The organism is Phenylobacterium sp., assembly GCF_020402505.1.
Classification (GTDB): Bacteria; Pseudomonadota; Alphaproteobacteria; order Caulobacterales; family Caulobacteraceae; genus Phenylobacterium.
The window spans coordinates 1-13,468 of record NZ_JADBZL010000116.1 but is presented as its reverse complement, the minus strand read 5'-3'; the positions used below and the strand labels follow the sequence as shown (position 1 = coordinate 13,468).

Sequence of the window (13,468 nt, the reverse complement as noted above, 5' to 3'; positions counted from 1 at the left end):
CTCCTCGTCCACCAGGTCGATGTCGAAGGTGACATGCTGCAGCTTGCCGCGGATGTCGGTGAAGCGGACGTCGACGTACTTGACGTCCTTTTCCTTGATCTGGTTCAGAATGTCCTTGGCCGTGGCCATGATGTTCCCCTTTGTGGTGAAATGTCCCGCCGCCTAGACAGCGGCGTCTCCCGTCTCGCCGGTCCGGATGCGCAGCACATCCAGGACCTCCGACACGAAGATTTTCCCGTCGCCGATCCGCCCCGTCCGGGCCGCCCCGACGATCGCCTCCAGCGCCGCCTCGAGCTGATCGTCCGGGATCACGACTTCGACCTTGATCTTGGGCAGGAAGTCCACGACGTACTCCGCCCCGCGATAGAGCTCGGTGTGTCCCTTCTGACGGCCATACCCCTTGGCCTCGATGACGGTCATGCCCTGGAGCCCCAGCTCCTGAAGGGCTTCCTTCACTTCGTCGAGCTTGAAGGGCTTGATGACCGCTTCGATTTTTTTCATCTGCCGGCTCCGGCCGGGCTGTGCGCCCGCTGCTTCCGGGCAGGTGAACGAGGCCGTCGACCCGTTCAAGACCCGGCGCGCGGGACAGCGCGACCTCCTGCCGGAAAGTTCGGCGGGCGCCCGGAAATCAGGCGCCATCTGCCATAAAGATAGGCATTTGAACGGGCGTCCGGAATTCCGCTTGAGACGCGCCTTTCAGAGCCTAGGATCGTCCCCAGGCAGACGGGGAGACGCCGGGTGAGCGACGAAACGACACCGGTTCTGATCGGAGGCGGCCAGTTCACCTGGCGGGGCGATCCCGGCGCGTCGCCCTCTCCCACGCAATTGCTCAAGTTCGCGGCGGAACGCGCCGCTGCTGACGCCGGGCTGGGCGCAGACATCCTGGCCCGTATCGACGGCCTCGCCATGATCAGTTTCGCCATAGATGCGCAGGGCGAGCGGCGCGTCATGCCGCATTCGACCAACCCGCCCGCGACCCTGGCCCGGCGGCTGGGCGCCCGGCCGGACTGGAGCGTCTACACCCGCGCCGGCGGCAACAGTTCGCAGTACGCCATCAACGTCGCGGCCCAGAGGATCTCGGAGGGTCGAAACCGCCAGGTCCTGGTGATCGGCGCCGAGTTCATGGGATCGGGCGTGAAGCGTCTGACCCGAGGTCTGGGGTTCGAGGACTGGGACGACGCCGAGGACCTTCCGCCGCCGGATTGGATCGGCGATGGCCGGCCCGGCGTCAGCGCCTACGAGGCGGTCCACGGCATGGACCGGCCGATCAACATCTATCCCCTCTTCGAGAACGCCCTGCGCGCCCGGGACGGCCGGTCGATCTCGGACCACCAGAGGCGGCTCGGCGAGCTCTTCGCCCCCTTCACCCGGGTGGCGGCGGCCAACCCGGAAGCCTGGTTCCCCATCGAGCGGTCGGCGGAGGAACTGGTCACGGTGACGCCGGCCAACCGCATGATCGGCTTTCCCTATCCGAAGTTCCTGAACGCCATCATGGACGTCGACCAGTCCGCAGGGGTCCTGATCACCAGTCTGGCGCGGGCGCGGGAGCTGGGGGTGGCCGAGGACCGCATGATCTTCCTGCACGGCTGCGCCGACGCCAACGACATCTGGAACCCTATCGACCGCCAGGACTTCCACTCCAGCCCGGCCATGCGCCTGACGGGTGAGCGCGCCCTGGGCATGGCGGGACTGTCGGTCTCGGACATCGCCGCCTTTGACCTCTATTCCTGCTTCCCCTCGGCGGTTCAGGTCGGGGCCGAGTCCCTGGGTCTGGCTCTGGACGATCCCCGGGGCTTCACGGTCACCGGCGGGCTGCCCTATGCCGGGGGTCCCGGAAACAACTACGCCATGCACGGGGTCGTGGTGATGATGCAGCGCCTGCGGGCGCAGCCCGGAAGCTTCGGCCTCTGCACGGCCAACGGCTGGTACCTGACCAAACAGTCCACCGGCGTCTATTCCACGCGCCGCCCCTCCACGCCCTTCCGGCGGGAGGATCCCGCGGTCCTGCAGGCGCAGATTGACGCCCTGCCGCGCCCCGCCGTCATCGAACGGCCGTCCGGGCGGGGCAGGGTGGAGACCTACACGGTGATTCATGACCGGGACGGCTTCCGGATGGGGATCATCGTCGCCCGGGACATGGCCGACCGCCGCTTCGCCGCCATCATTCCGGGGACCGAGACGGGGGCCCTGGCCTCCCTCGAGGCCCGGGAGGGCATAGGCCGCACCGGAACTGTCGCCCGCTCCGAGGACGACCGTCGCAACCTCTTCACCCTGGATTAGACCATGCAGCAGCTCTTCCTGATCCGCCACGGCAAGCCCGCCGCCGTCTGGGGCGAGGCCGACGAGGACCCGGGACTGGATGCCGCCGGCCGGGCCCAGGCTGAGGCCGCCCGGGACTTCCTCCTGTCCCTGCCTGATGAGCAACGACCCCTGCGGGTGGTGAGTTCACCGCTCCGGCGGTGTCGCGAGACGGCGGCGCCCACGGCCGAGGCCCTCGGTGTGGAGATCGAAATCGACCCGGGTGTCGGCGAGATTCCGACACCCAGCACGCTGACGGCCGAGGCGCGTCCCGCCTGGCTGCGGGAGGCCTTCCAGGGGCGGTGGGCGGATATCCGGGGCGACCTCGATTACGAGGACTGGAGACGCCGGGCGGCGGCTTCCCTTCTGACGCGGGGCAGGACTGCGGTCTTCAGCCACTATGTGGCGATCAATGCGGTCATGTCGCTCCTGGCCGGGGATGACCGGGTCCTGGTCTTCCGTCCGGATCACGCTTCCATCACCACCCTGGCCACCGACGGCGGCAGCCTCACCCTCGTGGAGGCCGGACGCGAGGCGTCGACCGGGGTCCTTTAGCCTGATGTCCCCCCGGCCCATCCTGACCGTGGCGGAGATGGCCCAGGCGGACCGGGACGCGGTCGCGCGCGGCGCCACTGTCAGCCAGCTCATGCAGAAAGCGGGCCGGGCGGTGGCGAGAGCTGTGGAGGCCCGCTTCGCCAAGCAACCTGTCCGTGTGATCTGCGGCCCCGGTGACAACGGCGGCGATGGATATGTCGCCGCCTGCGACCTGGCGGCCCGGGGATGGCCGGTCACCGTGGAAGCCCTGGCGTCGCCCGGGACCGACGCTTCCCGCGAGGCCCGGGCGCGCTGGACCGATCCCATCGATCCCTGGGGGCGGGGCGGGGACGAGACCCTGGTGATCGACGCCCTGTTCGGCGCTGGCTTGAACCGTCCCCTGGACGCCGCTGTGATCCGGCGCCTGGAGCCCCTGGTCGCAGGGGCGCATCAGGTCGTGGCTGTCGATGTGCCGAGCGGCTTGTCGGGCGACACCGGTCGCCCCGTCGGCGCCTGGGCGCTGTCGGCCGTGCTGACCGTGACCTTCCAGGCGCGCAAGCCGGCTCATGTCTTGCTGCCCGGGCGCGAGCGATGCGGGGAGATCGTCGTCGTCGACATCGGACTGGGCGAGGTGTCGTCCCGGCTGTTCGAAAACGACCCCGGCCTCTGGCTTGGCCGTTTCCCCTGGCCCTCCACAGAGGGGCACAAACACAGCCGGGGACGGCTGGGTGTGGTCAGTGGCGGGCCCTGGCGCACCGGTGCGGCGCGGCTGGCGGCCCGGGCGGGCCTGCGGGCCGGCGCGGGGCTTGTGACCGTAGTCTCCCCCCGGGACGCCCTCGCCGTCAACGCGGCCCACCTGGAAGCGGTCATGCTGGTCGCCGCAGACACCGCCGATGAGATCGAGGTCGCCTGTGCGGACATGGACGCTGTCGTTGTCGGTCCCGCCGCGGGCGTCGATGACGCCACCCGGGACAAGGTCTTGGCCTTGGGTCGGACCGGTGCGGCCCTGGTGATCGACGCCGACGCCATCACGGTCTTCCGGGCCTCACCCTCGGACCTTTTCTCCCTTCTGGACCTCGACGACGTGCTGACGCCGCACGCCGGGGAGTTTGAGCGTCTCTTTCCCGGCCTGCTGGCGACCTCGGAAACCCGAATCGCTGCGGCCCGTGAAGCGGCCCGGCGAGCCGGGGCGGTGGTCCTTCTCAAGGGCGGAGATACGGTGATCGCTCATCCGGACGGACGCGCCGCGGTGACGTTCAACGCCCCGCCCTGGCTGGCGACCGCAGGATCCGGCGACGTCCTCGCCGGCTTCATCGCGGGCCTGCAGGCCCAGGGCGCTTCCGGATTCGACGCTGCCTGCGCCGGCGCCTGGATTCACGCTCAGGCAGCGGAAAGGTTCGGGCCCGGTCTGATTTCGGAAGACCTGCCCGACCTCGCCCCGCAGGTGCTCTCCGACCTCTACGCCCGCCCGTAAAGGCTGGTGCCCTCCGCCGGAGTCGAACCGGCACGCCTTGCGGCACGGGAACCTAAATCCCGCGCGTCTACCAATTCCGCCAGGAGGGCGACGGTCAGGCCGTCCTATGGCGGCTGAGGCCCAGAAACAAGCGGCCGCTGAGCTTCATGCCTTCTGGCGTACGACGCAGCGGAAACCCAGATGGCTCATTGAGGTGTCGATGGACTGAGCGTGCCGGGCCGCGGGTCTGTAACGCTGACAGTAGTCTGGCGCACACATGTGTGAGCCGCCTTTCAGGACCTTCCGTGGAATCCGGATGCCGGGGAGGGCGGGGTCGAAGCTGTCGGTCTCCCGGCCCCCGAGCGGATTTTCCGTCACGCAGCAGGGGCCTTTCGGCTCCTGGCCGGGGTTTTCGGCGTACCAGTCCGCCGTCCACTCCCAGACATTGCCGATCATGTCCACGAGACCATAGTCGTTCGCAGGAAAGCTGCCGACCGGCGATGTCCAGCGGAACCCGTCCTTGCAGGTGTTGGCATAGGGGAAGGCGCCCTGGAAGGTGTTGGCCATATGCCGGCCCTGCGGGGTCAGCTCGGTTCCCCAGGCGAATTCGGTTTCGGCGGGGCGTCCTCCCCATGCGGCGAACTCCCACTCCGCCTCCGTCGGCAAGGACTTTCCGGCCCAGGCGGCGTAGGCGGCCGCATCATGCCAGGAGACATGAACCACGGGGTGATCTTCCAGGCCGCGAAGGGAGCTGTTCGGGCCCCGGGGGCGGCGCCAGTTGGCCCCGAAACTCCAGGTCCACCAGGCCGAGACATCATTCAGCGGGACCGGCCCCGACGGGGGCGTGAACACCAGGGAAGCCGCCCGGAGCATCCTCGGGTCCGCACCGGGATAGTCCTCGGCTCTTGGGGCGATTTCCGCCGTCGTCACATGCCCCGTCTCGCGGACGAAAACCTCGAACTGACGGTTCGTGACGGGCGTCAGGTCCATCCAGAACCCGTCGACCCGCACCGCTCTCGCCGGTCGCTCTTCAGGGTAATGGCGGTCCGATCCCATGGTGAAGACGCCGCCGGGCGCCCAGGCCATGCCGGGGAAGGGCGGTTCCCCGGGCGGCCGAACTGGTTCATCCGTCACCGATGCCTCCCGAAATCCTCGCCCGGGCCATCCGGGTCGGGGAAGGCGAGTTGATATCCGAGGCCGGTGCGCGCCGGGAGTCTCCATCCGTCCAGGCCTGCGCGAATTTCCGAGCGCCGGGAGCGGCGCAGGGCGGCTTTGCTCTTGGCCCGCGGCCGGTCGCATGACATAAGGTCGCCCCCTCGCCGCCGGCTTTCGGCGGCGCCCGTTTTTCCGGAAGAAGGCGGATCTGGCCTGCGCAGCGCGCGGAGGGTCCGGTGGCTTGAATGTCGATGCAGATCGTTGAGAAATCCGTTGAAGGTCTGAGCCGCGTGTATGGCGTGACCGTACCTTCCGCCCTGCTGGCGGAGAAGGTCGAGGCCCGGATCGCCGAGATCACGCCTACCCTCAATCTCAAGGGTTTCCGCCCGGGGAAGGTCCCGGCCGGTCACGTCCGCAAGATGTTCGGCCGGTCCTTGATGAGCGAGGTGGTCGAGCAGACCATCACCGAGACCACCCAGAAGGTGCTGTCGGACAACAACCTCCGGCCCGCCGGCGAGCCGGACCTGCGCCCCGAGGGCGACATTCAGCAGGTGGTCGAGGGCAAGGCGGACCTGTCCTACGAGATCGCGCTCGAGGTGATCCCCGAGTTCGAGCCCGTCGACTTCTCCGGTATCTCCCTGAAGCGCCCGGTCTACGAGCCGACCGACAAGGAGGTGGACGAAGCCGTCGCCGAGCTGGCGGAGTCCTCCAAGACCTACGAGCCCCGCAAGGGCAAGACCACCAAGGCCAAGGATGGCGACCAGCTTCTGATCGATTTCGTCGGCCGTGTGGCCGGGGAAGTCTTCGAGGGCGGGTCTGCCGAGGACGCGACGCTGACGCTCGGGTCGGGCCAGTTCATCCCTGGCTTCGAGGCGCAACTGGTCGGCGCCAAGCCGGAGGACGAGGTGCTGGTCAAGGTGACCTTCCCGGCCGAGTACCAGGCCGCGCACCTGGCCGGGAAGGACGCCGAGTTCACCGTCACAGTGAAGGAAGTCCGCGCCCCCAAGGCCAGCAAGATCGACGATGAGCTCGCCCAGCGGCTGGGTGTCGAGGACCTTGCGAAGCTGAAGGACCTTCTGCGGTCGAACCTGCAGTCACAGTTCTCCAGCGCCACGCGCTTCAAGCTGAAGCGCGCCCTGCTCGACATTCTTGACGAGAAGCACGACTTCCCGCTTCCGCCCCGCATGGTCGAAGCCGAGTTCTCGCAGATCTGGGAGCAGGTCCAGCAGGACAAGGCGGCCGGCAACCTGCCCCCTGAGGACGCCGGCAAGACCGACGAGCAGCTCGAGGCCGAGTATCGCAAGATCGCTCAGCGGCGGGTGCGTCTGGGTCTCGTCCTCGCCGAGATCGGCCGGGTCAACAACGTCCAGGTGACAGAACAGGAACTGGCCGAGGCCATGCGCGCCGAGGCGATGCGCTATGGTCAGCAGGCCCAGCAGATCTTTGACTTCTTCCGCCAGAACCCCTCCGTCCAGGCCCAGCTCCGGGCGCCGATCTTCGAGGAAAAGGTCGTCGACCTGATCGTCTCCAAGGCGAAGGTCGAGGACGAGAAGGTCTCCAAAGAGGAGCTTCTGAAGGAAGATGACATGCCGGAGACCTACAAGGCTTAAGCCGGAGTCAATCCGGGGCGCGGCCTTGCCATGCCCCTGTCGAAACGCGATATCGAAGGAGAGCGTCTCCGCGGAGGAGTCGCCGCTTCAGCCTGAAGGTGCACGCCAATGCCGGATATGGTGACGACCGCCCTCAACCTTGTCCCCATGGTGGTCGAGCAGACCAGCCGTGGAGAGCGCGCCTTCGACATCTTCTCCCGCCTCCTGAAGGAGCGGGTGATCTTCGTTTCCGGTCCCGTCGAGGACGGCATGGCCGCCCTGGTCTGCGCCCAGCTGCTCTACCTTGAGGCCGAGAACCCCAAGAAAGAGATCCAGATGTACATCAACTCGCCGGGCGGGGTGGTGTCGTCGGGCCTCGCGATCTACGACACCATGCAGTACATCCGCAGCCCGGTGGCCACCCTCTGCATGGGTTACGCCGCTTCCATGGGCTCGTTCCTTCTGGCCGCCGGAGCCCCCGGCCAGCGCATCAGCCTGCCGAATGCCCGGATCATGGTTCACCAACCCTCCGGCGGCTATTCGGGCAAGGCCTCGGACATCGAGCGGCACGCCGAGGACATCCTGAAGATCAAGCGGCGGCTCAACGAGATCTACGCCAAGCATACCGGCAGGACCTACGACGAGGTCGAGGAAAAGCTGGACGCCGATACCTTCATGACGCCCGAGGAGGCCCGCGACTGGGGCCTCGTCGATCACGTGCAGGAGAACCGCGGCGAGGACTGATCCGCGCGCCGCAGCCTCAGGGCCTTTCGCGGAATTCCCGATATCCCGCATGGGCGGCGATGGAGAGCATGTCTGCGTCTCCAGCGGTGTCTCCGTAGGCGGCCGCCAGGTGCAGGTCAGGGCCGAAAATCTCCCGCAGGCGACGCGTCTTTTCAGGTCCCCGGCAGTTGGCGCCCTCGAGGTCGCCGGTGATCCGTCCGTCCGCGTCCACCGCCAGTCGCGTGCCCAGAAGGTGATCGGCGCCGAGGCCTCGGGCGAAGGGCGCCACGAGGATTTCCGGCGAGGCGGTGACAATGGCCAGGGTCGCCCCCCGGGCGCGCCAGTACCTCCAGGAGCGCAGGGCGTCGGGACGCAGGAGCCGCGTCGCCTGGGCCTCGGCGAACTCGCGTGCCAGGGCCTCCAGTTCGGTCCGCGGCATGCCGGCCAGGAACCGTTTGACAGCCGCCGCCTTCATCCGCCCCCGGTCCCGGTCCGCCAGGTACCGGCCCGCCGCCGGCGCCAGGGCCGCGAGGCCCCTGGCCCAGTCCGCCGGGCCCGCCCGCCAGGCCAGGAAGGCGGTGAAGCTGTCCCGCACCGTCATGGTGCCGTCGAAGTCGAAGGCCACTACGCCGACGGGACGGGAAGGATCCTCCGGGATGTCCTCGGGCGACAGAACGATCGGCGCTGGGGTTCGGAGGCGGGTCTTGGGCACTTCCGGATCATCGTCTCTGCAAACGTCAGGGGAGAGGCCCTTCGTCAGATTCGCCTCATGACGACAATGCCACAGGTTTCGGGTATAGCCCGTCAAAAGGGACCCCGGACTTGTGATCTGGGCCGAGATCAGGGACTGTCAACACTTCGACAACCCGGTTCCGGCAGACTGAACGCAACCTTAAGGGAATGACCCGGGTTCGACGGCGCGGCGACGGATCGTCCGCCGAAGGAGTGAGAGACGCATGACCAAGGCCGCCGGCGGGGATTCCAAGAGCACCCTGTACTGCTCATTCTGCGGCAAGAGCCAGCACGAGGTCCGCAAGCTGATTGCGGGCCCGACGGTGTTCATCTGTGACGAATGCGTCGAGCTCTGCATGGATATCATCCGTGAAGAGCACAAGATTTCCTTCGTGAAATCAAAGGATGGCGTTCCGACTCCGAAGGAGATCCGGGAGGTTCTCGACGACTATGTGATCGGCCAGGACCATGCCAAGAAGGTCCTCGCTGTGGCGGTCCACAACCACTACAAGCGCCTCAACCACGCTACCAAGAACAACGATGTGGAGCTGGGCAAGGCCAACATCCTGCTCATCGGTCCGACGGGCACCGGGAAGACCTTGCTGGCCCAGACCCTGGCCAGGATCATCGATGTGCCCTTCACCGTCGCCGATGCGACGACGCTGACCGAGGCCGGCTATGTCGGTGAGGACGTCGAGAACATCATCCTCAAGCTGCTCCAAGCCGCCGACTACAATGTCGAGCGCGCCCAGCGCGGCATCGTCTACATCGACGAGGTCGACAAGATCAGCCGCAAGTCGGACAACCCTTCCATCACCCGGGACGTGTCCGGCGAGGGCGTCCAGCAGGCGCTTCTGAAAATCATGGAGGGCACGGTGGCCTCCGTGCCGCCGCAGGGCGGTCGCAAACATCCCCAGCAGGAGTTCCTGCAGGTGGACACCACCAACATTCTGTTCATCTGCGGCGGGGCCTTCGCCGGCCTGGAAAAGATCATCTCGGCCCGCGGGCAGGGCACCTCCATCGGGTTTGGCGCCAAGGTCTCCGATCCGGACGAGCGGCGCACCGGGGACGTCTTCCGCCAGGTGGAGCCGGACGACCTGCTCAAGTTCGGCCTGATCCCCGAGTTCATCGGCCGCCTGCCGGTGCTGGCCACCCTCGACGACCTGGACGAGAAGGCCCTGGTGAAGATCCTCACCGAGCCCAAGAACGCCTTCGTCAAGCAGTACCAGCGCCTGTTCGACATGGAGAATGTCGGGCTGACCTTCACGGACGACGCCCTGTCGTCGGTGGCGCGCAAGGCGATCGCCCGCAAGACCGGGGCCCGGGGCCTGCGCTCCATCCTCGAGGGCATCCTGCTCGACACCATGTATGAGCTTCCGACCTGGGAGGGCGTCGAGGAGGTTGTCGTCAACGCCGAGGTCGTGGAAGGGCGGTCACAGCCGCTGGTGATCTATTCCGAGCGGCGCGACAAGGGCGGCGCGGCCTGACCTATCGGGTCTCGGCGGCCGGCTTCAGCCGGGCCATCCAGTCGATCCCGGTCAGCCAGTAGGCGTGGGTCGAGTTCAGGAATCCGTCGCGGCGCCGGGCCGAGATCCAGCCATTGAGGAAGTTCAGCAGGTTCACGTCGCCCTTGCGGAGCGCCATAGCGTCCGCCGTGCGGGCGAGGGATGGCCCGTCGCCCACTGCGTAGCGCTGGGGCTTGGCGGCGGCCACGGTCAGGGTCGGGACCGGTTCCTTGAAGGCCAGGGCGTTGATGGCTCCGTCGTCCAGGGCGCGCTGCGCCGCCAGCAGGTCCGGAAATTCGCGGAAGGTGGCGGAGGGCAGCCGGGTCCGCGCCGCCTCTGCGGCCAGGGTGCCTGTCACCACGCCGATCACGGAGTCCGGAACATTGAGCTGCTCGACGCGGAAGGGGGCGTTGGCGCTCGCCACGATCCGGATGTCCGATTCCGAATAGGGATTGGTCATCCAGACCTGGACAAGCCTTGCAGGGTCGATGGCCAGGGCGGAGATGGCGACATCGCAGTCCCCTGCGTTCAGCCGGTTCAGAACCTCGCGCGGCGGCGTCACCTTGAGGTCGAGGGACAGGCCCAGGTCGCTGGCCAGCCGCGCCGCAATGTCCACCTCATGACCGATCAGCTCGCCCGAAGGGGTCCTGACGGCGAAGGGCGCAGCCTCTGCGGTGCAGACCCGCAAGACGCCCCGGGCCAGAGCATCCTCCAGTCCGCCAGCCATTGCGGGGGAGGCCGCCGCCGCCGCCAGGACAAGTCCCGCCAGGAATCTCTTCATCGCACCCTCCGCCCCGTTTCCCGGTCAGCTTGCATTCAGCTTGCCGCCTGCACAACCGCTTGCGTAAGTTCTCGTAGGCCGTGCAAGGAGACCGCCATGCGCCCCGTCCTGCTGATCGCCGCCGCCGCCACCGCCACCGTGGCGGGCGTTGCGCCTCCCGTCCCGGCGCGGGCCGACTCCTATGTGACCTGCGCCTCGCAGGACTACCGGCGGAGCTGGTGTCCGGTCTACTCCCCCGGGCGGGTCTGGCTGGACCGTCAGTACTCCAGCGGCCGCGGAGCCTGCATTGAGGGGTCCACCTGGGGGCGGGACCGCCGGGGCATCTGGGTGGACGGCGGCTGCCGGGCCCGGTTCCGGGTTGAAGACCGCTACGGCTACTATCCGGACAATAGCTATCCGGACTACGGAAGCAGCAAGAAGGATGACACCGGCGCCCTGATCGGAGGCCTGATCCTCGGCGGGTTGGTGGTCGGGGCGATCGCGGCGGCCAACAGCGACAAGGACAAGCCGTCGTCCGGTTCCTCGTCTTCGTCCTCGTCCTCGTCCTCCGGCGTCGCTGTGGAGGCCTGCCGGCTGGAAGCCGTCAATCGGGTTTCGGCCTATGGTCAGCGGCCCCGGATCGACCGCATCACCACCACCACCGCCTCTTCCGGCGGATGGACCGTTCAGGGCTATGTGTCCGTGGATGCGGGCCCCAAGGCGGTCTCCTATGCCTTTACCTGCCGCTACGACAACGGTGCGGCGACCCTCACCAAGCTCAACTGATCCGGGATCCTGGCGCCCGTTTTCCGGGGTTGTCCACGACTGTCTGGCCCGCATGGCTTGAACCGGACCCCCGACGCGCCACATTTAACCGCGAGGCGCCGACCCTGGCGATTGTCGCAGGGAGGCGTGACCGTTCCTGCTCAATGGAGGGGGGCGGATAGGAGTATGTGACCATGACCGAAGCCCGTAAGCTTCCAATCCTTCCCCTGCGGGACATCGTCGTCTTCCCACACCAACCGGTGCCGCTCTTCGTGGGCCGGGAGAAGTCCGTCCGGGCTCTGGAGGAAGCGATGAAGTCCACCGAGCGGGAAATCCTGCTCGCCACCCAGAAGAACAAGGATGATGACGACCCCGGTCAGTCCGACATCTACGACGTCGGCGTGGTGGCCGCCATCCTCCAGCTGCTGCGCCTTCCCGATGGAACGGTGAAGGTCCTGGTCGAGGGCCGCGGCCGCGCCGGGATCGTCCGGTTCCTGGACGAATCCGAATGGTTCGCCGGCGAGGTCGCCCTCGTCACCGAGGACGCGGCGCCCTCCGCCGAGGTCGAGGCCCTGAGCCGGGCGGTGATCGATCAGTTCGAGGCCTATGTGAAGTTGAACAAGAAGGTGCCGCCCGAGGCCCTGGCCGCCCTCTCGGCCATCGAGAACCCGGGCGAGCTGGCCGACCGCGTCGCCTCGCACCTCAACGTCAAGATCGCCGAGAAGCAGGAATTGCTCGAAGTCTTCAGCGTCTCCAAGCGCCTGGAGAAGGTTTTCGCCCTCATGGAGGGCGAGATCTCGGTCATGCAGACCGAGAAGAAAATCCGCAGCCGTGTGAAGCGGCAGATGGAGAAGACCCAGCGCGAGTACTACCTGAACGAGCAGATGAAGGCGATCCAGCGGGAGCTGGGCGAACAGGACGCCGAGCGCGACGAGCTGGCCGAGCTGGAAAAGCGCATCAAGCGCACCCGCCTGTCCAAGGAAGCCCGCATCAAGGCCAACGCCGAGCTCAAGAAGCTGCGGTCGATGAGCCCCATGTCGGCGGAATCCACCGTCGTGCGGAACTATCTCGACTGGCTGCTGTCCATTCCGTGGGGCAAGGCGAAGTCGAAGCCGATCGACCTGATGAAGGCCGAGTCCATCCTCGAGAACGACCACTACGGCCTTGAGAAGGTCAAGGAGCGCATCCTCGAGTACCTCGCCGTCCAGTCGCGCACCGGCTCCCTCAAGGGCCCGATCCTGTGCCTGGTGGGTCCGCCCGGGGTCGGCAAGACCTCCCTGGGCAAGTCCATCGCCGAGGCGACGGGCCGTGAGTTCGTTCGCGTGTCGCTCGGCGGCGTGCGCGACGAGGCCGAGATCCGCGGTCACCGCCGGACCTACATCGGCTCCATGCCCGGCAAGATCATCCAGTCGATGAAGAAGGCCAAGTCCACCAACGCCTTCTTCCTGCTCGACGAGATCGACAAGATGGGCGCCGACTGGCGGGGTGACCCGTCCTCGGCCCTGCTGGAGGTGCTGGACCCGGCGCAGAACGCCACCTTCGCCGACCACTACCTGGAAGTGGACTATGATCTCAGCCCGGTGATGTTCGTCACCACGGCGAACAGCCTGAACATGCCCCAGCCCCTGCTGGACCGCATGGAGATCATCCGCATCCCCGGCTACACCGAGGATGAGAAGGTCGAGATCGCCCGCCGTCACCTGCTGCCCAAGCAGATGAAGGACCACGGGCTCACCGCCGCCGAGTTCGAGCTGCCCGACGCGGCCCTGCGCGACCTGATCCGCTACTACACCCGGGAGGCCGGCGTGCGCTCTCTGGAGCGTGAGATCGGCAACCTCGCCCGCAAGGCGGTCCGGGACCTCATGCGCCGCAAGCCGGAGGAGACCGTCGGTCCGATCGTCGTGGACGAGGCCCGCCTGGCCGACTACGCCGGCGTCCGCCGCTTCAAGTACGG

13 protein-coding genes and 1 tRNA gene are annotated in these 13,468 nt (G+C 67.4%); 8 read left to right on the top strand and 6 right to left on the bottom strand.

Annotated elements, in window-relative coordinates; genetic code table 11:
- A partial coding sequence (locus IM632_RS08675; RefSeq protein ID WP_296534695.1) for a hypothetical protein occupies nucleotides 1-129 on the bottom strand: 129 nt, incomplete at its 3' end.
- Between the two features lie 33 nt (nucleotides 130-162).
- The gene (locus IM632_RS08670) at nucleotides 163-501 is read right to left on the bottom strand and encodes a P-II family nitrogen regulator (RefSeq protein ID WP_293513574.1); all 339 of its coding nucleotides are present in this window, start codon (nucleotides 499-501) and stop codon (nucleotides 163-165) included.
- Nucleotides 502-738: 237 nt separating this feature from the next.
- Here IM632_RS08670 and IM632_RS08665 point away from each other — a divergent pair, with 237 nt between their 5' ends.
- From IM632_RS08665 to IM632_RS08655, 3 genes are read left to right on the top strand one after another with little or no spacing between them, the layout of a single operon-like run.
- Nucleotides 739-2,280 (top strand): acetyl-CoA acetyltransferase, encoded by a 1,542-nt coding sequence (locus tag IM632_RS08665; protein WP_296551150.1) that lies wholly within the window; start codon nucleotides 739-741, stop codon nucleotides 2,278-2,280.
- 3 nt (nucleotides 2,281-2,283) lie between these two features.
- Nucleotides 2,284-2,853 (top strand): histidine phosphatase family protein, encoded by a 570-nt coding sequence (locus tag IM632_RS08660; RefSeq protein WP_296480245.1) that lies wholly within the window; start codon nucleotides 2,284-2,286, stop codon nucleotides 2,851-2,853.
- Between the two features lie 4 nt (nucleotides 2,854-2,857).
- On the top strand, nucleotides 2,858-4,306 hold the full coding sequence (locus tag IM632_RS08655; protein WP_296480242.1) for an NAD(P)H-hydrate dehydratase: 1,449 nt from the start codon (nucleotides 2,858-2,860) through the stop codon (nucleotides 4,304-4,306).
- A gap of 4 nt (nucleotides 4,307-4,310) precedes the next feature.
- On the opposite strand, the gene IM632_RS08650 is transcribed toward IM632_RS08655, so the two are convergent.
- Nucleotides 4,311-4,395 (bottom strand) — tRNA-Leu (locus tag IM632_RS08650).
- A gap of 55 nt (nucleotides 4,396-4,450) precedes the next feature.
- On the bottom strand, nucleotides 4,451-5,419 hold the full coding sequence (locus IM632_RS08645; protein ID WP_296498959.1) for a formylglycine-generating enzyme family protein: 969 nt from the start codon (nucleotides 5,417-5,419) through the stop codon (nucleotides 4,451-4,453).
- A 272-nt stretch (nucleotides 5,420-5,691) separates the two neighbouring features.
- Between IM632_RS08645 and tig the strand changes: the two genes are divergently transcribed.
- Together tig and IM632_RS08635 are read left to right on the top strand one after the other, a co-directional pair.
- Nucleotides 5,692-7,050 carry a trigger factor gene (gene tig, locus IM632_RS08640; protein WP_296479656.1) on the top strand — a complete coding sequence of 453 codons (1,359 nt, stop codon included), beginning with the start codon at nucleotides 5,692-5,694 and terminating at the stop codon, nucleotides 7,048-7,050.
- Between the two features lie 108 nt (nucleotides 7,051-7,158).
- Nucleotides 7,159-7,773 carry an ATP-dependent Clp protease proteolytic subunit gene (locus IM632_RS08635; protein WP_293513999.1) on the top strand — a complete coding sequence of 205 codons (615 nt, stop codon included), beginning with the start codon at nucleotides 7,159-7,161 and terminating at the stop codon, nucleotides 7,771-7,773.
- A 16-nt stretch (nucleotides 7,774-7,789) separates the two neighbouring features.
- On the opposite strand, the gene IM632_RS08630 is transcribed toward IM632_RS08635, so the two are convergent.
- Entirely contained in the window at nucleotides 7,790-8,431 is a 642-nt protein-coding gene (locus IM632_RS08630; RefSeq protein WP_296479655.1) for an HAD-IB family hydrolase, read from the bottom strand.
- Between the two features lie 277 nt (nucleotides 8,432-8,708).
- Between IM632_RS08630 and clpX the strand changes: the two genes are divergently transcribed.
- Complete coding sequence (gene clpX / locus IM632_RS08625; protein ID WP_293513997.1) at nucleotides 8,709-9,971, top strand: ATP-dependent Clp protease ATP-binding subunit ClpX; 1,263 nt, start codon at nucleotides 8,709-8,711, stop codon at nucleotides 9,969-9,971.
- 1 nt (nucleotide 9,972) lies between these two features.
- On the opposite strand, the gene IM632_RS08620 is transcribed toward clpX, so the two are convergent.
- Nucleotides 9,973-10,770, bottom strand: coding sequence for an ABC transporter substrate-binding protein (locus IM632_RS08620; RefSeq protein WP_296479653.1), 798 nt, complete (start codon nucleotides 10,768-10,770; stop codon nucleotides 9,973-9,975).
- A gap of 96 nt (nucleotides 10,771-10,866) precedes the next feature.
- Here IM632_RS08620 and IM632_RS08615 point away from each other — a divergent pair, with 96 nt between their 5' ends.
- Together IM632_RS08615 and lon are read left to right on the top strand one after the other, a co-directional pair.
- Nucleotides 10,867-11,535 carry a DUF3011 domain-containing protein gene (locus IM632_RS08615; protein WP_296479652.1) on the top strand — a complete coding sequence of 223 codons (669 nt, stop codon included), beginning with the start codon at nucleotides 10,867-10,869 and terminating at the stop codon, nucleotides 11,533-11,535.
- Between the two features lie 173 nt (nucleotides 11,536-11,708).
- Nucleotides 11,709-13,468: endopeptidase La (lon, locus tag IM632_RS08610; RefSeq protein WP_296552228.1), on the top strand; the 1,760-nt coding region annotated here is incomplete at its 3' end.